Below are 17535 nucleotides of genomic sequence, written 5' to 3' on the forward strand. Positions count from 1 at the left end.
GGCCGAACCGGTGCGCCGACCCCTCCCGTCCGGGGCCGGGACCCGCTACCGTCACGCGGGTGACCTACTTCGGCAACATGCAGAACGAGATCTACCTGTCCGGGGTCGGCGGCGCCAGGCCCGATCTGCCGATGACCGCGGCCGGGCTCGAGGAGCTGGCCGCGACCACGCTGTCGCCGGAGGCCTTCGCCTACATCGCGGGCAGCGCGTCGAGCGAGCGGACCGCCGCCGCGAACCTGGCGGCCTTCGAGCGGCACTCGATCGTGCCCCGGATGCTGCGCGGGACCGCGGCCCCTGACGCGCGGGACCTCAGTGTGGAGGTGCTGGGTACCCGGCTGGCCGCGCCGGTGCTGACCGCGCCCGTCGGGGTCCTCGAACTGGTGCACCCGAACGCGGAGCTGGCGGTCGGCGAGGCCGCCGACGAGCTCGGGATCGGCTCGGTGCTGTCCACGGCGTCGTCCACCCCCATCGAGCAGGTCGGGGCGGTGTCCGGCGAGAACTGGTGGTATCAGCTCTACTGGCCCGCCGACGACGAGGTGGCGCAGTCGCTGGTGCGCCGGGCCGAGGCCGCGGGCGCGAAGGCGATCGTGCTCACCGTGGACACGCCGGGAATGGGCTGGCGCCCAAGAGATCTCGAGCTCGGTCACCTTCCGTTCCTGCAGGGCAAGGGGATCGCGAACTATCTCACCGACCCCGTCTTCCGTTCCCGGCTCGCCAGTGCGCCCGAGGAGAGCGCCGAGGCGATGCAGATGGCCGTGCTGACCTGGGTGTCGATGTTCGGGAACCACACCCTGCGGCCGGCCGACGTGACCCGACTGAGGGAGTGGACGGACCTGCCGATCGCGGTCAAGGGCATCCTGCACCCGGACGACGCACGCGCGGTGGTCGACGCGGGCGCGGCGGGCGTGGTGGTGAGCAATCACGGCGGCAGGCAGGTGGACGGTGCGATCGCCGCGCTTGACGCCCTCGCGCCGGTGGCCGCTGCGGTGGGCAGCCACGCGGATGTGTTGCTGGACTCGGGAATTCGGTGCGGGGCGGACGTGCTCACGGCATTGGCGCTCGGTGCGGACGCGGTGCTCTACGGCAGGCCGTGGGTGTACGGGCTCGGCCTCGCGGGCAAGGCGGGCGCCCGGCACGCGCTGCGAATCCTGCTGGCGGATTTCGATCTGACGCTCGGATTGGCCGGGTTTGCGAACCTCGCCGAGATCGACACCTCCGCGTTGCGCGCGGTGTCCGGCTGATGCAACGCCGGACTTTCAGACCGAGCGGTATGAATCATGAGCGCAGGCAACTAGAATGGTTGCGTGACAACACAGATCGACGGTTCTGAGGACGAGACCCCCCGCTGGCTCGACGACGCGGAGATGGCCGCATGGCGCGCCTTCATCGACGGCTCCCAGCGGCTGATGGGATTACTCAACCGCGAGTTACAGGATCGGCACGGGCTCAGCACGGCCGACTATCGAATTCTCGTGATGCTGTCCGAATCGCCGGACGGGTCGGTCCGGATGAGCGATCTCGCGGACGGCGTGATCTCCTCGCGCAGCAAGCTGACCCATCAGATCCGTCGGATGGAGGCGGACGGGATGGTCACCAGGAACACCTGCCTCGACGACGGCCGCGGGGTGCTGGCGATCCTCACCGAGGAGGGGCGCCGACGGCTCGAGGAGGCGGCCCCGACGCACGTCAGCGGGGTGCGTCGCTATCTCGTCGATCTGCTGGACGCGGACGAGCTGACGAGCGTCGAGAGGGTGTTCACGAAGGTGAACGCCGCCATCGGCGAGCGATCGGCGGGCTGACCCGGCGCGGTGGATTCCGCCGGGCGCCGGGGGTGCCGTTAGGATCTGCGGTGGAAGCGTGGCAGAGCGGCCGAATGCACTCGCCTTGAAAGCGAGCGTGGCGTTAAACCCACCGGGGGTTCAAATCCCTCCGCTTCCGCCAAGCTGAACGGCTCCGACCGGGGCGTGTCCTGGTCGGAGCCGTTCTGCGTGGTACGGAGTCCTCAGCCCTGCTGGGAGGCCTTCCAGATGGGCAGGCCGGCCCCGAGGGCGAACGCCAGGAAGGTGTCGTTCTCGTCGGGATCGCCGATGGTCACGCGCACGCCGTCCCCCGCGAACGGTCGCATGAGCACCTTCGCGGCGACGCCCGCCTCGCCGAAGGCCGCCGCCTGGTCGCCGAGCGGAAGCCAGAGGAAGTTGGCGGAGGTCGGCGGCACGTCGTATCCGCCCGCGATCAGCGCGTCCCGCACCCGCGTCCGCTCGGCGACCACCCCGTCGGTACGGGCGAGCAGTTCCGCGTCGGCGGCGAGTGAGGCGACCGCGGCGGCCTGGGCGACGCTGGTGACCGCGAACGGCAGGTGCACCTTGAACAGGGCGGCGATGATCTCCGGGTCGCCGATCGCGTACCCGATCCTCAGTCCGGCCAGGCCGTAGGCCTTCGAGAAGGTCCGCAGTACAACGACATTCGGCCGGCCTTCGGCCAGGGCGATGCCGTCGGGTGCGGCCTCGGCGCCGGCGTCGGGTCGCACGTACTCGTAGTAGGCCTCGTCCAGCGCGACCAGGATGTGCGGGGGGACCGCGTCGAGGAACCGCGCGAGGGCCTCGGCGGCGACCACGGTCCCGGTCGGGTTGTTCGGGTTGCAGATGAAGATCAGCCGGGTGCGGTCGGTGATGGCCGCGAGCATGGCGTCGAGGTCGTGCTCGTAGTCGGCGGTCAGCGGGACCTCGACGGGGGTGGCGCCCGCGACCTTGACCACCACGGGATAGGCCTCGAACGAGCGCCACGCGTAGATCACCTCGTCGCCCGGCCCGGAGGTCGCCTGCACCAGTTCGAGGCAGATGCCGACCGATCCGCAGCCGGTGGTGATCCGGTCCGCGCTCACACCGAGCTTGGCGGCCAGCGCGTCGCGCACGGCGACCGAGCCGTTGTCCGGGTAGCGATTGGCGCCCGCCGCGGCCTCGGCGATCGCCTCCATCACGCTGGGCAGCGGACCGGCGGTGGTCTCGTTACTGGCCAGTTTGATCGCGCCGGGAAAGCTGCGTCCCGGCACGTAGGGGGCGATTCTCGAGAGGTCGGGGCGGGTGCGCACGGTCATGGATCGACATTATGCGCCGCTTCCGATCGGGCGTGGCGGGTGCGGCGAAAAAGAATCCGGTGACCCCGAAAAGAATCTTGAACGGGTGGGCCGTGAGCGTGCCAAGGTATACGTATGTCGGGAATCTTCACGGACAGCGCGGTGCTGCGCGCCCTGGAGGAGCATCCGGACGAGCCCCCCGTTCGCGTCCCCCTGACGGCCGTCGAACCGGACGGACCCGCCCGCGGCGGCATCGTGGTCCTGCACGAATCGCGGGAGTTCACCGACAACCTGCTCGCTCTCATGCGCTCGCTCGCGGCCGAGGGCTGGCTGACGGTGGCGCCGCACCTTTTCCATCGGGAGCCCCTGCACAGCACCGCGGAGGTGTTCGGGGACAACCTGTTCGACGACTTCGACGCGGCCTTCGACTGGCTCACCGCGCGCGGGGTGTACCCGGACTGTGTCGGGGTGCTCGGCTTCGACGACGCGGGCACGGCCGCCCTGCTCGTCGCGACGTCGAGGCCGGTGGGCGCCGCGGTCAGCGTGTCCGCGCGCGGCATCGTCCACCCACTCGCGGAGGGTGCCCCGGCTCTGGTGGAGGCGGCCCCGAGGCTGCAGGCTCCGTGGCTGGGGCTGTACGGCGAGGACGACCCGGGTACCCCGCGCGAGGAGGTCGAACGACTGCGGGACGCGATCGCGCGCGCCGACGTGGCGACCCTGGTGGTCAGCTACAGCGGTCTCGCGCACCGCGCGGACGAGCCGCCGGAGTTCCCGGTGGACGGCGACGACAACGATCCGGCCGCGCAGGCGATGATGGATGCGCAGCGCCGGATCTTCGACTGGTTCGATGGCAATCTTCGCTAGAAATCGCTGTGACCGGCCGTTTTGCGCCCCACGCCGTGCCTGTGTAATCTTTCCATCCGGCGGTTCCGAAAGGACCTGAGCCTAGGAAGCGTGCCAGAGCGGCCGAATGGGACTCACTGCTAATGAGTTGTCCTCCTCAAAGGGGACCGGAGGTTCAAATCCTCTCGCTTCCGCCACGCTGGTGCTCGTAGGCCAGCACAACTGAAGACATGCGCCCGTAGCTCAACGGATAGAGCACTTGACTACGGATCAAGAGGTTAGGGGTTCGAATCCCTTCGGGCGCACAGTGAGGAGCCCCTCGCCGGCAGCAATGCCGGTGAGGGGTTTTCTCGTGGGCCTCCGGTTGAACTCCCGTCGGACGCAGCGGCTTTCGGCCGCGCGACCGGTGGTGGCGCGACTAGCACGCACGTTCGATTACCGCTAAGGTGGTTGTCGCGGGCCGATGGAGCCAGCCAGCTCGAAGGCATGGGCCCGCACCAAACGTGCCGCCCGGTTCCCCGACCTGGGGCGGCATGCGGGCCCCGCCGATCCACGTGATCGGCGGGGCTTTTCGCATCGATGATCAGGCGCGGCGGTGCCGCGAATTGCCGGATTTCTCCTCGCCATCTGTGTGCCGCCTGTGGACGGGCCTCCGGTCGGGCTGGGGATCAACAGTCCGTCGCCTCCGCGTCATCCCGTTATCCACAGGCCTGTGGATGGCAAAGCCGCAGGTACAGGCTAATTACATCGATGTAATCCACAGATTCGTCCACACTGTCCACAGTCTGGCGCCGGGTGTTAACAGGATTTGTCCACAGCTGTGGACAAGTCGCGGGATCGGTGACGGGCACGACGGCCGCCCGGTTGGGGGACACTGGGGAACCCAGGGCCACGGAAGGACAGCAGCCATGACACTGGCGTCCGCGCTGATCGGTCGGACCGAGACCGGGCGCGCCCAGCGCAGGCCGCTGCTGCTGCGGGACGCGCAGGCCAGTTCCCTCGTCGAGGCGTTCGTCATCATCGGGGTGCTGACGATCCTGGTCACCCGTGCCTACCTGCATCTGACCGGGTACCCACAGGTCGGCGGGTCCACACTGCACGTCGCACACGTGCTGTGGGGCGGGCTGCTGATGGTGGCGGCCCTGGTCGTGGTGTTCTCGTTCCTCGGCCTGCGGCCGCGACTCCTCGCGGTGGTGCTGGGCGGCATCGGATTCGGGCTCTTCCTCGACGAGGTCGGCAAGTTCGTCACCAAGACCAACGACTACTTCTACCGTCCCGCCGTCGCGATCATGTACGTCGTCGTGGTGGTCCTGCTGCTGCTCAACCGCTGGCTGCACGACTCCCGGCCGCCGAGCGTCGCCGAGGACATCAGCAACGCCGCCGCCATCGCGGTGGACGGCCTGATCCGGGGACTGCCGCCGGAGCGCCGGGCGCTCGCGCAGGCGCAACTGCACCGGGCGCAGGTGGCGGGCGCCGACGTGGCCGCGATCGCGGACATCGGTGACCTGCTCGCGCGCTGCGATCCGCGGGAGCCCGGCCGGTTCGGGGGAGTGCGGGCGTGGGAATCGCGGCGGATCCCGTCCGCGCTGAGCAGTCGCACCGCGGTCGGCGTGGCGGCCTTCGTCCTTGTGCTCTTCTCGACGTCCGGGCTGATCAACGCCATCGTCACGCTGTCCTCCGATCTCGAGGGCGCGGCCGGGACCATCACCACCCTCGGTCAGCTCGCAGGCACCGCCGTCGCGTGCGTGCTGAGCTGGGTCGGCGTCGTGAGGCTCCGCAACGGCAAGCTGTGGCCGCTGCAGTTCCTGCGGGCCGCGGCGCTGGTCACGGTGCTGTTGACCCAGGTGTTCGACTTCGTCGCGCAGGAGTTCGGGGCGTTGCTCAACGTGGTGGTCGGGTTGTTCGCGCTGGCGGTGCTGTCGGCCAGGATCGCGGTGCTCGAGCGCCGCGCGGCCGAGGCGGCGTGAGCGGTCGGCACATCCGCGACCCGCGAGGTTCCGCGCCACCGCTGCCCGAAGGCCCCACGTCGCTTACCGTAGTCAGGTGACCAATCCAGCTCAGGGCGCCGCGGCCACCGAATCGGTCTGGCCGGCGGTCCTCACGTGGCGGGCCCACACCGCTCCTCGGATGGAGTCGGTTCGTGTGCAGCTCGTCGGTAACCGGATCAAGGCGGCCGGCCGGATCATCGGTGGTCAGTGCGCCGAGCACCCGGCGTTCAGCGCGTCCTACGACCTGGTCACCGACGAGAACGGGGTGACCCGCAGGCTCTCGCTGCGGACCAGCCTGGCGTCGGGTGAGCGGCAGGTCTCGATCAGCCGGGACTCGGAGGGCAACTGGATGGTCGAGAACGGGACCAACCCCAAGCGATCCACCTTCGGCGGCGCGCTGGACGTCGACGTGGTGCTCAGCCCGTTCTTCAACACCCTGCCGATCCGGCGGCTGGGCATGCACACCGACTCCGAGGACATCCAGGTCCCGGTCGTGTACGTGTACCTGCCCGACCTGAGCGTGCAGGAGGCGAGCCTGACCTACAGCAGCGGCTCGGACGGCATCCACGTGCTCTCGCCGGTGTCGAGCTCCTCGGTCACCATCGACCGCGACGGCTTCATCCTCGACTACCAGGGCCTGGCCGAGCGGATCTGAGGCGGCTACGCCGCCTGTGCGTGGTTACCGAGTCCCTGCACTCACGAAGCGCGCACGGGCGCGCAGCGCCCCACCCCGGCGGCCGGCGTCGCGCATCCGTTCCACCCAGCCGTCCGCGCCGACCGAGACGTCGGTGATCTCCCAGCGGTCCAGGTTCTCGTAGCGCAGGCGCGCGGCGTGGCCCGCCGTCACCAGGGTCTCCGTGCTGCCGGTGTCCGCGAGGGCGTCGCGGGCGTCGGTCAGCAGCCGCAGTGCCTCGTCCAGCGCCACGATCAGCGCGCCCGAGTTCGCCTCGCACATCGCGCGCACCAGCTCCGGCGCGGTGCCCGCGACCCGGGTGCCGTCCCGGAACGAGCCCGCCGCCAGCCCGAGCGCCAGGTCGCCGCCTGCCGCCGCGGTCACCGCCAGCGCCTCCGCCAGCAGGTGCGGCAGGTGCGAGATGCGGGCGGCCGCCGCGTCGTGCTCGTCGGCGGCGGCCGGCACCACCACCGAGCCGCAGTCCACGGCCAGCGCGGCCACCTGGCCCCACACCACGGGGTCGACGCCGTCGTCGGTGCCGACCACCCACACCGCGTCGCGGAACAGGGCGACGTCGCCCGCCGCCCAGCCCGACTGCGAGGTCCCCGCCATCGGGTGCCCCCCGACGAACCTGGCGCCGAGGCCGTGCCCACGCACCGCGTCGAGGACCGCCCGCTTCACGCTGACCACGTCGGTGAGCGCGCAGTCGGGGGCGTGTGCGGCGACCGCGCCGAGCACGGCGTCGAGGGCCGGGACGGGCACCGCGACGACGATCAGCGCGCCGGACCGCTCGGCCCGGTGCAGCACCGCCTCGATGTCGGTGTCGGCGTCGTATCCGTCGGCGCGGGCGTCCTCGACGGCGCCGGCGGAGCGGTTGTAGCCCCACGCCGTCCGACCCGCGGCGACGGCGGCCCGCAGCACCGAACCGCCGATCAGTCCGAGCCCGAGAACGCACACCGGCGGGTCAGTCGCTTCATCAGACACCCGGATAGGTTGGCACATTTGCCAGCGGACTTCAGTTACCGGCGCCCGGCGGACTACGGTGACGGCATGGCAGCTCAGCGCGCGCGTGACAACAGCGCCCCCTCGGACCAGTTCGAGGATCTCGATGGCTTCGGCGTCGCGGTTGTCCTCGACGACGGCAAGTGGAAGTGCACGGCGCTGACCTCGGCCGCACTGAACAGTCTCGAGGCCGCGGAGACCGAGCTGCGCGAGATGCGGAGCTCCGGCGCCGTGTTCGGCCTGCTCGACATCGACGACGAGTTCTTCGTCATCCTCCGGCCTGCGCCGTCGGGCACCCGGCTGCTGCTCTCGGACGCCACCGCCGCGCTCGACTACGACATCGCCTCCGATGTGCTCGACGCGCTCAACATCGAGACCCCTGACCTCGACCCCGACGAGCTCGACGACGTCGACCCGTGGGAGGAGGGCGACCTCAGCCTGCTCGCGGACCTCGGCCTGCCGGAGCCGGTGCTCGGGGTGATCCTCGCCGAGACCGAGCTGTACCCCGACGAGCAGCTGGGCATGATCGCGCAGCGGCTCGGCTTCGCCACCGAACTCTCCTCGGTGCTCGACACCCTGCCCCGGTAGATGTCGCTGCCCAGCGGGGCGAGGGACCGCGACGAGGCGATGATCCGGGCCGCGATCGCCGCAGCCTCCGCCGCGGACTCCGCGGATGTCCCGGTCGGCGCCGTGGTCTTCGACGCGAACGGCGTCGAGCTGGCCAGGGCCGCGAACGCCCGCGAGGCCAATGCCGACCCGACCGCGCACGCCGAGATCCTGGCGCTGCGCGCGGCCGCCCTGGTGCATGGCGACGGCTGGCGGCTGGAGGGCGCGACCCTGGCGGTGACCCTGGAACCGTGCACGATGTGCGCGGGGGCGCTGGTGCTGGCCCGGATCGAGAAGGTCGTGTTCGGGGCGTGGGAGCCCAAGACCGGGGCCGTCGGGTCGCTGTGGGACGTGGTCCGCGACCGCAGGCTCACCCATCGCCCACAGGTGCGCGGCGGCGTGCTGGAGGACGAGTGCGCGGCGCTGCTGGAGGGCTTCTTCCGCGAGCAGCGCTGATCGCGCGGAGGTCCCGGTCAGCGGCCGATTTAGCGCCAGGCCCGGAGTCGGGTAAAGTCACCGGCGGTGGCGTGTCCGAGCGGCCTAAGGAGCACGCCTCGAAAGCGTGTGACGGGTAACCCCCGTCCGAGGGTTCAAATCCCTCCGCCACCGCCAAGGACCCTCACCTGCTCACGCAGGTGAGGGTCTTTTTTGCCATCAGAGGCGTCGCCACGTGCGACACACGCCGAGCGGCCCGAGGGCACGAGTTCACGCGTCATGGATGGTGGGTACAGTCCAACCTGCCCGGCAGGCCAGGTCATGGATACCCGCCCCTTGGCGCGAGCGAACCCAGCGATCGGAGGTGGACATGGCAACCGCGACTGCGAAGGACGCTGCCCGCAAACTGCGAATGCAGTACTGGAACGACGGCATGGGCAACATTGCCTTCCCGATCGATCCCTGGGAGATTGCCGAGCGCCTCGGTATCGCGGTTCGGCCCGCGATGCTGGACAACAACCTGGCTGGATTCATTGTCCGGGAGCAGGCAGACGGCCCGACCGAGATCTATGTGAACGAATCCGATCACCCGGTACGTCAACGGTTTACCCTCGCGCACGAGATCGGCCACTACATTCGGCACCAAGACGACCCCGAGCCGATGGGGTTCGTCGACGAGCGGGCCGAGCTCGCCTCATCAGGAACAGACTCCGAGGAGATCTGGGCAAACCAGTTTGCCGCCGAATTGTTGATGCCTGCGGCGATCGTGAAGAAATGGTGGGCTGAGGGCTTGTCGATCGGTGATCTGCGACGGAAGTTCAACGTGTCGACTCCCGCGATGAACAATCGCCTGGCCGGCCTGGGATTGCTCGGACGGTGACCGGGGATGGAACTGCCGTCGATCAAAGTCAGGTCGGCGCCAAATTGGCGCGCGCGACCAGGCTGGAAGAGCTCCACAAGCGACAGGCAGCTGTAGAGGAGCCTTCAGGCGCCCGGTCCGGCGACACTGATGCGGCGAATGCGCCCGCTGAATCCGATGGTGGCTCGGAATCTGGAGAGCAATCGGAGCGAGATGAGGACTCGAACAGTGCTCTCCTCGCGGCAGAGCTGCGCATACGGACTCTGAAGGCGAAGAACCGCGAGCAGGACATCAAGCTTCGGAAGCGCCTCGCACTCTGGTCGACCATCTTTGTCGGGGCGCAACTTCTCATGTCGAACGTGTTCTTCGGGGTGTACCTCTTCGTAAACCGGGAGAACCCCGATTCCCAGGTGATGATCGCGTGGCTGACCGCTTCGGTCGTGGAGGTCATCGGCATCCTGCTGGTCATCGCACGAAGTCTGTTCCCCGTCAAGAACGGGAACGGGCAGGGCTCCAGCTAGCCGGTTCTCGCTGCGGTCACCGCCGGGCCGCGTCCACCGCCGTGTCGATCAGCCCGGACAGCTCGGCGCCGACGCGGTCGAGTGCCTGCACGCTGCGCTGCGCCCTCGCCACGAGCAGTGCCCCCTCGATGGCGGTGACGGCGGTGGTCGCAAGGGACTCGGCGCGGGCCGCGGGCACACCCCGCTGGGCGAGGGCCGTCGCGATGGCCTCCTCCCAGGCCGTGAAGCTCTCGCCTGCGATCTCCCGCACGGCCGCGAAGTCCCCGCTCTCCAGCGCGCCCGCGGCCACCGGGCAGCCCGACCGGAAATCCGAGTCCAGCAGCTGCCGGCGGAACATGCCGATGAGCCGCGCCAGGGTCTCGGACGGTCCGCCCTGCGCGAGGCTCGACTCGATCAGCGTCTCCATCAGGCCGCCCGCCGTGCGGGTGGCCTCCTCGGCCAGCTGGGTCTTCCCGCCGGGGAAGTGGTGGTAGATCGACCCGCGCGGGGCCTCGGCGCGCTCGATGACGTCGGCGAAGGAGGTCGCGTCGATGCCCCGCTCACGGAAGAGGGCGATGGCGCTCGTGAGCATCCGGTCGCGGGCGGTGGGGCGTTGTGTCACGTGCTCGTTCTCCCTTGCTGCCTATGTCGGTCAGCATAGTTCGGTACTGTCGGCCCTCGAGACATGTCGCGCGACACAATCGGCGGGCCCTCGAGCGAAAGCGAGCGACCATGCACTGGTTCGATCTCGACCCGATCGACGACTCCTACCTCGAGACCGCGGATTTCGTCTACACCTACGGCATGGATCTGCGTGCGGGGGCGGACGAGGTGTGGCGGGGCCTGACCGGCGCCGAGCCGCTGTCGTGGTGCCGGCTGCTCGACGTGCACTACACCTCGGTGGCCCCGCACAGCACGGCGACGACCAGGGTCGCCAAGGTGGCGGGCGGCTTCATGCAGCTGCGCGAGCAGTTCTTCGTCTGGGACGAGGAGCAACGGCGGCACGCGTTCTACGTGGAACAGGCCAACGTCCCGCTGTTCCGATCGTTCGCCGAGGACTACCGGGTCGAGCCGACGCCGACGGGTTGCCGATTCGTCTGGACCTTCGCCTTCACCGCGCGCCGCGGCTTCGGGGTCCCGGTCCGGCTCGCGCTGCCGGTGAACAAGGCGCTGTTCGCGAGCTTCGCCCGGGACACCCGCAAGCACTTCGGCGCGGTGAACTGACACCCTGCGGAGCGCGTGGGAGGTCAGTACTGTCCCCGACATGAGCAGACGCTGGTGGGTACTCGGGGGGATCGCGGTCGTCGCGGTGCTCGCCCTCGTCGTGGGGCCGTGGGTGTACGGCACCTGGATCGCCGAGGACGATGCGCCCGCCGCCTCGGTGTCCACCTCCGGCGCCGAGCCCGCGACGGGGGAGGTGAACGGGCAGTGGGTGGTATACGCAGGCCTCCCGCCGAACGAGACCGCGGCCGGCTACACGGTGCACGAGATCCTCAACGGCGCCAGCGTCACGGTGGTCGGCTCCACCGGGGAGGTGAGCGGCTCGGCGACCGTCGAGGCCGAGAAGCTGACGGCAGCCGAGATCACCGTGCAGGTCGCGTCCATCGCCACCGACGACTCTCGGCGCGACGGGCAGTTCGACGGCAGGGTGATGTCGGCCGCCGAATTCCCCACCGCCACCTTCGTCCTCGACGGACCGGTTGACCTGTCCGGCCTGCCGGTCGACGGCACCAGCGGAACCGTCACCGCGACCGGAACCCTCACGATCAAGGGGGTCGCTCGGCCGGTCACCGCCGACGTCGAGGTGCTCCGGTCGGGCGATGCGTTGGTGGCCTCCGGCAGCATCCCGGTCACGTGGACCGACTTCGGTGTGCAGCCCCCGTCGCTGGGGTTCGTCACGGTCGACGGGTCCGGGACCGTCGACTTCCTGGTCAGCCTGCGGCGGGCCTGAGCGAACGGGACCCGAGGCCAACCGCGACGGCCAGCGCCGCCAGCGCGCCCACGTCCACGGCCCGCACCCGCGACGACTGCGGGTTCGTCGGTCCCACCGCCGCGGTCAGCGCGACGTAGCTGCCCATGCTCGTCGCGGCGGCGGCGATGGTGGGCACCCGGATCGACGGCACGAACGTGCCCGCCAGCAGTCCGCCGCCGACGATCGCCAGCAGCGCAGCGCGGTGGCGCAGCAGCACTTCCAGGTCGGCGTCGCCCACCCGCACGCCGTAGAGGGACTCGAGCCGTGACGTCGAGAGCGCCGCGGCGCCGGGTGCCAGGTTGACCAGTCCGACGCCGACCAACAATGCCCGTGCGATCCGATCGGCCCACATGGTTGCCCCTTTCGTGGTGGTTGTTGTGTCAGCATGGCGGTTGTGGACCGGTCGCCGCTTCCAGAAACGTGCGCTGTCACCGCGGCGCCCGCGCTGTGGGTCGGCTACGGGCACGCCGTCTATCTCGGGCCCTCGCTGCGGCTGGACCCGCACTCGACGGCGGTGTACTGCCTGGCGGTCGGCGTGGACGCGCCGCTCATCCTGCGGGTGGACGGGAGCGCCGACGTGATGCTCCGATCGGTGCTCGTCCCGCCGCGGACGAGGCACCAGATCGTCGCGACGGGGGAGCGAATGTTGTTCTGCTACTTCGATCCCGGCTCGGCGCGGGCGGGCGGGTGCCTCGAGCGGATGGCGGCGGCGGAGAGCGGGTTCGGGATCGGGCACCAGGCCGAAGCGGAGTTGATCGGCCTCTGTGGAGGCCCGGTCCTCGACGCAGGCCACATCCTGGACGCGGTGTCCGGCCCGGTCCGTGGGCCGGTCGACGAGCGGATCGGCGGGGTGATCCGGACGATCCGCGCGCAGCCGGGCGCGCCGGTCACCGCGGCGGAGTTCGCCCGCGACACGCACCTGTCGACGCCGTACTTCCTCCGGCTGTTCGCCACGGAGACCGGGACCAGCTTCCGCCGCTACCGGCTGTGGGCCCGGATGCTGCACGTCGCGACGGCGGTGTCGAAGGGCTCGGACCTCACCCGCGCCGCCGTCGACGCCGGCTTCGCGAGCCCCTCCCATTTCAGCGACGCCGTCCATCGGATGTTCGGTCTGACCGCGACCACGCTGCTGAGCGGCGGGGCCGCGATCGCGGTCGAGGGCGGCAGCTGAACCTCCTACTTCACGTTCGGGAAGAACGGGTCGACGGGGAAACAGGGCACCGGCGTCTGGTGATCCGGATCGAGGGCATTGAGCACGAACCGCCAGGCCCTTTCGCTGTAGAGCGACGAGAGGTGTTCGGACCTGTCCGCCTCGCAGCCGTCCTGCAGCAGGACGTTCGTGACGTTCGCGCCCGTGAGGAACTGCTCGGTGTACGGGGTCACCACCTCGTCGTACTCGGTCACGATCGTCGTGTACCGGACGCCGGGCCTGGTGTCGCCGTTGCCGTAGGTCTGCGCCATCAGGTCGGAACCCAATGCCTGCTGGGTGAGGGCCGGGGTGAGCCCGGTGACCACGTCGTAGAGGCTGCGGCCCACCGGCGGGACGAGGCTGCGGACATAGACGCCCCCGCTGAGCGTGGTGCCGTGTGCGCTCGGCGAGATCCCGATCTGCTTGTCCACCTTCCGATCTCCGCCGAGGGCGGTGAGGTCCCCCCGTCGCCACATTCTTACTTTTGAGTAAGTTAACACGTGAAGTGTGACGCGGGCCATCCTCCTGGCGGTGCGGTCATGGCGTCCATCCCGGCGGGCCGAACACATACCCGAACCGCTCCCGCCACGACCCGGCGGCCCGAACGTCGCGGCCGATGGCGGCGTACTCGTGTCCCTGCAGGGTGACGATGTTGTGGGTGCGCACCGGCGTGGTCAGCCCGTAGGTGGGGCGATGCGTCTCGGGAGTGAAGGTGCCGAACATGCGGTCCCAGACGATGAGGATGCCCGCGTAGTTCTTGTCGAGGTACTCGGGGTCGCAGCCGTGATGCACCCGGTGGTGCGACGGCGTGTTGAACACCAACTCGAACGGCCGGGGCAGCCGGTCCACCCGCTCGGTGTGCACGAAGAACCGGTACACCAGGTTGATCGAGAACCCGACGAACACCATCCACGGCGGGATCCCGATGAGCGGCAACGGGATCCACATCAGGATCTCGCCGCTGTTGTTCCACTTCTGTCGCAGCGCGGTGGCGAAGTTGAAGTACTCACTGGAATGGTGCGCCTGGTGGGTTGCCCACACGATCCGGGTGCGGTGGGCGATCCGGTGGTACCAGTAGAACAACAGGTCGACGCCGACGATCAGGATCACCCAGGTGTACCAGGCGTCTACCGGCAGGTGCCACGGCGCCAGGTACGTGTAGATGGCCGTATACCCGACCAGGGCGAGCGCCTTCCACGCCGCGCTGGTCAGCACGGACACCGCGCCCATCGAGATGCTGGTCTGCGCGTCCACGGCGTCGTAGCCGCCGCGCGGGGGATGGGCCCGCCCGTCCGCGCCGTGTTCGGGCGCGGCGAGGTACCGCGCCGCCGCCCATTCCAGGGCGAGGAACAGGACGAAGAAGGGAATGGCGAACGCGACCGGGTCGCGCAGCAGCGCCGGCAGCGAGTTCCACCATTCCGGCAGGGATTCCCACATGTAGAGCAGTGTGACCTGCGATACGGGACGCTGTCACCGGATGTTCACCCCCCGTGATGCGGGAGCCGACATTTGCATCCACAATGACCGGGTGAAACGCACTGTGACCGCCCTCGCACTCGGGGCCACTCTCCTTCTTGCCGGCTGCAGCTCCGAGGACACCTCGTCCGCGGCTGAGGCCTCCGCCGCTCCCACCGCAACCTGCCCCGGCGACGCCAACGCCGACGATCCCACCGCGACCGTGATCGCGAAGTCCGCGACGTTGCCCTCCGGCGTCACCGTCGACGGTGCCGTCACCAAGCTGAACAGCGGACAGACCCCGTCGACCGTGGATCTCACGGTCCGGGTCTGCGCGAGCGACCTCGACGGCGACGCGCTCAAGGACACCGCCTCCGCGATCGCCGTGACCGCCAAGCCGTCTCTGCTCGGTTCCATGATCGGGGTGCTGACCGTCACGGAGGTCGGCGGAGACTCCGTCCACACGACCAACTTCCAGGCCGAGAACTGGGATCCGGCGCAGCCGGCCGACAGCCACCGGGCCGCCTGGACCAGCTAGTCCCTTCGACAACGAGCAGGGCCCGCCCTTTCCGTGATGACGGAAAGGGCGGGCCCTCTGTCGTTTTCGGCCCGGTGGGGTCAGACCCGCGCGGGCTCCAGGTCCTCCTCGGGGCGGCCGTGTTCGGTGACGGCGTCACCGTGGCCCGGCCACCAGGCCTTGTGGCCCAGCAGTGCGGTGATCGAGGGCACCAGGAACATCGACATCACAAACGACGAGAGCAGGATGCCCAGCGCCACCGCGAAGCCCATCTCGGTCATCATGGCGATGCCGGACAGCATCATCGACCCGAAGGTGCCTGCGAGGATGATGCCGGCCGCGCCGACGGAGGGCCCGCCGTGCTCGATTGCCAATCGGGCTGCCTCCCTGGGGCTTCGGCCTTCCCTCGCCTCCTCGCGGAGTCGGGCGATCATCAGGATGTTGTAGTCCGTTCCGATCGCCACCACGAACAGATACAGCATGATCGGCAGCGAGAACGAGATGCCGGGACGATCACCGACCACGCTGAACAGGAACGCCGTCGCGCCCATGGTGGAGAAGAACACCAGCACCACCGAGGCCATCAGGTAGAGCGGCGCCACCAGCGAACGCAGCAGCAGACCCAGGATCAGCGCGATCAGCACGCCTGCGACCGGGAAGATCACCGACAGGTCGCGGTTGTTCGCGTCGCGGATGTCCGTGAACGCCGCGGTCGGCCCGCCGACCAGCACCTCGGTGCCCTCCGGTGCGGCCGCGTGCGCTGCCTCGCGCAGCGGGTCGACCGCGTCGAGCGCCTCGTTGGACTGCGGGCTGTACTCCAGCAGCAGGTTGATCTGCGCGGTGCTGCCGTCCTTGGAGATCAGTCCGAGGTCGCCCTGTTCGTTCGCGGGCATGGCGCCGCCGATGCCGGTGGAGGTGGTCAGTTCCTTCGCCACCCGCTCCACCTCGGCCGGGTCGAGCGGGGAGCCGTCCGTGGAGTGTAGGTACACCAGCGTCGGGTTGAGTGCGCCCGCCGGGAACCCGGACTGCAGGTCCTTGATGCCGCGCGCCGACTCGGTGGTGGACGGCAGCTGGCCGAGCTGGTCGTAGTCCGTCTTGAAGCCGAACATGCCAAGCGCCATCACGACCAGCAGCCCGCCGGAGACGAGTGCGACCACGCCGGGGCGGCGGCCGGTGAACGCGCCGAGCTTGGCGAAGACGGTGCCCTTGGGCTCCTTCTGCCACGACTTCGACGGCCAGAACACCTTGGTGCCGATCAGCGACACGATCGCGGGGATCAGCGTCAGCGACGCGAGCGCCATGATGCCGACGCCGATGGCCAGGCCGGGGCCGAGGCTGCGGAACGCGCCGAAGATCGCGAGCAGCAGCGCGCAGAACGCCACGATGATCGCGCCCGCCGCGGAGGCGATGACCTCGCCGACCCGCTCGACCGCATGGATCAGCGCGGTGGTCTTCTCCTCGCCCGCCCGCAGCCGCTCACGGAAGCGGAACAACAGGAACAGGATGTAGTCGGTGCCGACGCCGAACAGCACGACGGTCAGGATGATCTGCAGCGACTGGTCGACCTGCAGGCCGGTGCCCTTCGCGACCAGGGCGATGATGCCGGGCGCGATGGATGAGACGATGCCGACCGAAACGATCGGCAGCAGGGCCGCGACGGGGCTGCGGTAGATGACCAGCAGCAGCCCGATGATCAGCAGGACCGTGACGATGCCGATGATCGCCTCGGCGTTCTTGAACGCCTCCTCGTTGTCGACCATGAGGGCGGCGTCACCGGTGACGGACATCCGCAGGCCGCTGTCCGCGAGCGTCTCGCCGCCGATCTTGCGGATCTCCTTGACCGCCTCGCCGACCGGCTTCTCGTCGGGCATGCCCTGGAGTCCGACGCTGACCAGCTGGACTTCCTTGTTCTCCGCGAGCGCCTGCGGTCCGGTCTCGGCGACGACGACCCGATCGATATCGGTCGCGTTGATCGAACCGGCCAGGCCCTCAACCTTGGCCTGGTCCTCCGCCGAGAGCGGCTGCCCGTCCTCGCGCTTGATCACGATGGTCGCCGTGGCGTCCTCGGATTTCCCGAACTGCTCCTCGGCGAGGTGCTGTGCCTGAATGGACTCGTAGGTGTCCGGCAGGAAGCCGGACTGCTCCTTGTTGAGCACGTCGGTCAGCGTGGGCGCGAGCGCCACGACCGCGACGGCGGCGATGATCCACGCCGCAATGATTTTCCATGGATTGTGTACAACGAATCGAGCAAGTTTCCCGAACATGTGCCCCTCCACACCGCGTTCTGCAAGTTTGCCTACCGTGCGGTAGGTAGACTACGCACCCATTCGGGCCACCGACAACTGGAATGATTCGTCGCCGCGCTGCGCGGGGCCTTAGGGTGCCGTTGTGTTCGGACCGGACCGGAGGAAGAGAGGTGGTCG

At 69.4% G+C, this 17535-nt stretch carries 20 protein-coding genes and 4 tRNA genes; 17 read left to right on the forward strand and 7 right to left on the reverse strand.

Annotated features, from left to right (window positions below):
- The first annotated feature begins 77 nt into the window (after positions 1-77).
- The 3 genes from ABIC28_RS09000 to ABIC28_RS09010 all read left to right on the forward strand — a co-directional run bounded on the left by ABIC28_RS09000 (position 78) and on the right by ABIC28_RS09010 (position 1941).
- Positions 78-1241: an alpha-hydroxy-acid oxidizing protein gene (locus ABIC28_RS09000; protein WP_354578827.1), complete on the forward strand. Its 1164-nt coding sequence runs from the start codon at positions 78-80 to the stop codon at positions 1239-1241.
- Between the two features lie 123 nt (positions 1242-1364).
- The gene (locus tag ABIC28_RS09005; RefSeq protein ID WP_097213156.1) at positions 1365-1799 is read left to right on the forward strand and encodes a MarR family winged helix-turn-helix transcriptional regulator; all 435 of its coding nucleotides are present in this window, start codon (positions 1365-1367) and stop codon (positions 1797-1799) included.
- 52 nt (positions 1800-1851) lie between these two features.
- A tRNA-Ser gene (locus tag ABIC28_RS09010) sits at positions 1852-1941 on the forward strand.
- 61 nt (positions 1942-2002) lie between these two features.
- Here ABIC28_RS09010 and hisC read toward each other — a convergent pair.
- Positions 2003-3094 carry a histidinol-phosphate transaminase gene (hisC, locus tag ABIC28_RS09015; RefSeq protein WP_097213110.1) on the reverse strand — a complete coding sequence of 364 codons (1092 nt, stop codon included), beginning with the start codon at positions 3092-3094 and terminating at the stop codon, positions 2003-2005.
- Positions 3095-3208: 114 nt separating this feature from the next.
- Between hisC and ABIC28_RS09020 the strand changes: the two genes are divergently transcribed.
- The 5 genes from ABIC28_RS09020 (at position 3209) to ABIC28_RS09040 (ending at position 6559) form a co-directional block, all read left to right on the forward strand.
- Positions 3209-3937 (forward strand): dienelactone hydrolase family protein, encoded by a 729-nt coding sequence (locus tag ABIC28_RS09020; RefSeq protein ID WP_354578504.1) that lies wholly within the window; start codon positions 3209-3211, stop codon positions 3935-3937.
- Positions 3938-4021: 84 nt separating this feature from the next.
- Positions 4022-4113, forward strand: a tRNA-Ser gene (locus ABIC28_RS09025).
- A 35-nt stretch (positions 4114-4148) separates the two neighbouring features.
- Positions 4149-4221 (forward strand) — tRNA-Arg (locus ABIC28_RS09030).
- A gap of 603 nt (positions 4222-4824) precedes the next feature.
- Positions 4825-5883: a hypothetical protein gene (locus tag ABIC28_RS09035; RefSeq protein WP_354578506.1), complete on the forward strand. Its 1059-nt coding sequence runs from the start codon at positions 4825-4827 to the stop codon at positions 5881-5883.
- A 76-nt stretch (positions 5884-5959) separates the two neighbouring features.
- Complete coding sequence (locus ABIC28_RS09040) at positions 5960-6559, forward strand: putative glycolipid-binding domain-containing protein (RefSeq protein ID WP_077043172.1); 600 nt, start codon at positions 5960-5962, stop codon at positions 6557-6559.
- Positions 6560-6583: 24 nt separating this feature from the next.
- On the opposite strand, the gene ABIC28_RS09045 is transcribed toward ABIC28_RS09040, so the two are convergent.
- Positions 6584-7579: a prephenate dehydrogenase gene (locus ABIC28_RS09045; protein WP_354578508.1), complete on the reverse strand. Its 996-nt coding sequence runs from the start codon at positions 7577-7579 to the stop codon at positions 6584-6586.
- Positions 7580-7627: 48 nt separating this feature from the next.
- Here ABIC28_RS09045 and ABIC28_RS09050 point away from each other — a divergent pair, with 48 nt between their 5' ends.
- The 5 genes from ABIC28_RS09050 to ABIC28_RS09070 all read left to right on the forward strand — a co-directional run bounded on the left by ABIC28_RS09050 (position 7628) and on the right by ABIC28_RS09070 (position 10000).
- Positions 7628-8167: a tRNA adenosine deaminase-associated protein gene (locus ABIC28_RS09050; protein WP_077043983.1), complete on the forward strand. Its 540-nt coding sequence runs from the start codon at positions 7628-7630 to the stop codon at positions 8165-8167.
- Positions 8168-8641 carry a nucleoside deaminase gene (locus ABIC28_RS09055; protein WP_257017623.1) on the forward strand — a complete coding sequence of 158 codons (474 nt, stop codon included), beginning with the start codon at positions 8168-8170 and terminating at the stop codon, positions 8639-8641.
- A 65-nt stretch (positions 8642-8706) separates the two neighbouring features.
- A tRNA-Ser gene (locus tag ABIC28_RS09060) sits at positions 8707-8797 on the forward strand.
- A gap of 193 nt (positions 8798-8990) precedes the next feature.
- The gene (locus tag ABIC28_RS09065) at positions 8991-9500 is read left to right on the forward strand and encodes an ImmA/IrrE family metallo-endopeptidase (protein WP_179800637.1); all 510 of its coding nucleotides are present in this window, start codon (positions 8991-8993) and stop codon (positions 9498-9500) included.
- Positions 9497-10000 carry a hypothetical protein gene (locus tag ABIC28_RS09070; RefSeq protein WP_354578511.1) on the forward strand — a complete coding sequence of 168 codons (504 nt, stop codon included), beginning with the start codon at positions 9497-9499 and terminating at the stop codon, positions 9998-10000. The genes ABIC28_RS09065 and ABIC28_RS09070 overlap by 4 nt, the downstream gene beginning before the upstream one ends.
- Positions 10001-10016: 16 nt before the next feature.
- On the opposite strand, the gene ABIC28_RS09075 is transcribed toward ABIC28_RS09070, so the two are convergent.
- Positions 10017-10601, reverse strand: coding sequence for a TetR/AcrR family transcriptional regulator (locus ABIC28_RS09075; protein WP_257017622.1), 585 nt, complete (start codon positions 10599-10601; stop codon positions 10017-10019).
- A 110-nt stretch (positions 10602-10711) separates the two neighbouring features.
- Between ABIC28_RS09075 and ABIC28_RS09080 the strand changes: the two genes are divergently transcribed.
- A complete protein-coding gene (locus ABIC28_RS09080) occupies positions 10712-11203 on the forward strand; it encodes an SRPBCC family protein (protein ID WP_354578514.1) in 492 nt (163 codons plus the stop codon).
- Between the two features lie 40 nt (positions 11204-11243).
- Positions 11244-11930 carry a YceI family protein gene (locus ABIC28_RS09085; RefSeq protein ID WP_354578516.1) on the forward strand — a complete coding sequence of 229 codons (687 nt, stop codon included), beginning with the start codon at positions 11244-11246 and terminating at the stop codon, positions 11928-11930.
- Here the strand turns inward: ABIC28_RS09085 and ABIC28_RS09090 are convergent.
- Complete coding sequence (locus ABIC28_RS09090; protein WP_354578518.1) at positions 11911-12303, reverse strand: hypothetical protein; 393 nt, start codon at positions 12301-12303, stop codon at positions 11911-11913. The two genes, ABIC28_RS09085 and ABIC28_RS09090, sit on opposite strands and share 20 nt — an antisense overlap.
- A gap of 33 nt (positions 12304-12336) precedes the next feature.
- On the opposite strand from ABIC28_RS09090, the gene ABIC28_RS09095 reads away from it, so the two are divergent.
- Positions 12337-13122 carry a helix-turn-helix domain-containing protein gene (locus ABIC28_RS09095; protein ID WP_354578520.1) on the forward strand — a complete coding sequence of 262 codons (786 nt, stop codon included), beginning with the start codon at positions 12337-12339 and terminating at the stop codon, positions 13120-13122.
- Positions 13123-13127: 5 nt separating this feature from the next.
- Here the strand turns inward: ABIC28_RS09095 and ABIC28_RS09100 are convergent, their stop codons facing one another.
- Entirely contained in the window at positions 13128-13571 is a 444-nt protein-coding gene (locus ABIC28_RS09100; protein WP_354578522.1) for a hypothetical protein, read from the reverse strand.
- Positions 13572-13677: 106 nt separating this feature from the next.
- The gene (locus ABIC28_RS09105; RefSeq protein WP_354578524.1) at positions 13678-14577 is read right to left on the reverse strand and encodes a sterol desaturase family protein; all 900 of its coding nucleotides are present in this window, start codon (positions 14575-14577) and stop codon (positions 13678-13680) included.
- A 91-nt stretch (positions 14578-14668) separates the two neighbouring features.
- On the opposite strand from ABIC28_RS09105, the gene ABIC28_RS09110 reads away from it, so the two are divergent.
- The gene (locus ABIC28_RS09110; protein ID WP_143548494.1) at positions 14669-15133 is read left to right on the forward strand and encodes a hypothetical protein; all 465 of its coding nucleotides are present in this window, start codon (positions 14669-14671) and stop codon (positions 15131-15133) included.
- Positions 15134-15213: 80 nt separating this feature from the next.
- Here the strand turns inward: ABIC28_RS09110 and ABIC28_RS09115 are convergent, their stop codons facing one another.
- The gene (locus tag ABIC28_RS09115; RefSeq protein ID WP_209927861.1) at positions 15214-17376 is read right to left on the reverse strand and encodes an MMPL family transporter; all 2163 of its coding nucleotides are present in this window, start codon (positions 17374-17376) and stop codon (positions 15214-15216) included.
- Positions 17377-17535: the final 159 nt, after the last annotated feature.

The sequence above is a fragment of the Rhodococcus sp. PvR044 genome (assembly GCF_040548995.1).
Taxonomy (GTDB): domain Bacteria; phylum Actinomycetota; class Actinomycetes; order Mycobacteriales; family Mycobacteriaceae; genus Rhodococcus_G; species Rhodococcus_G oryzae.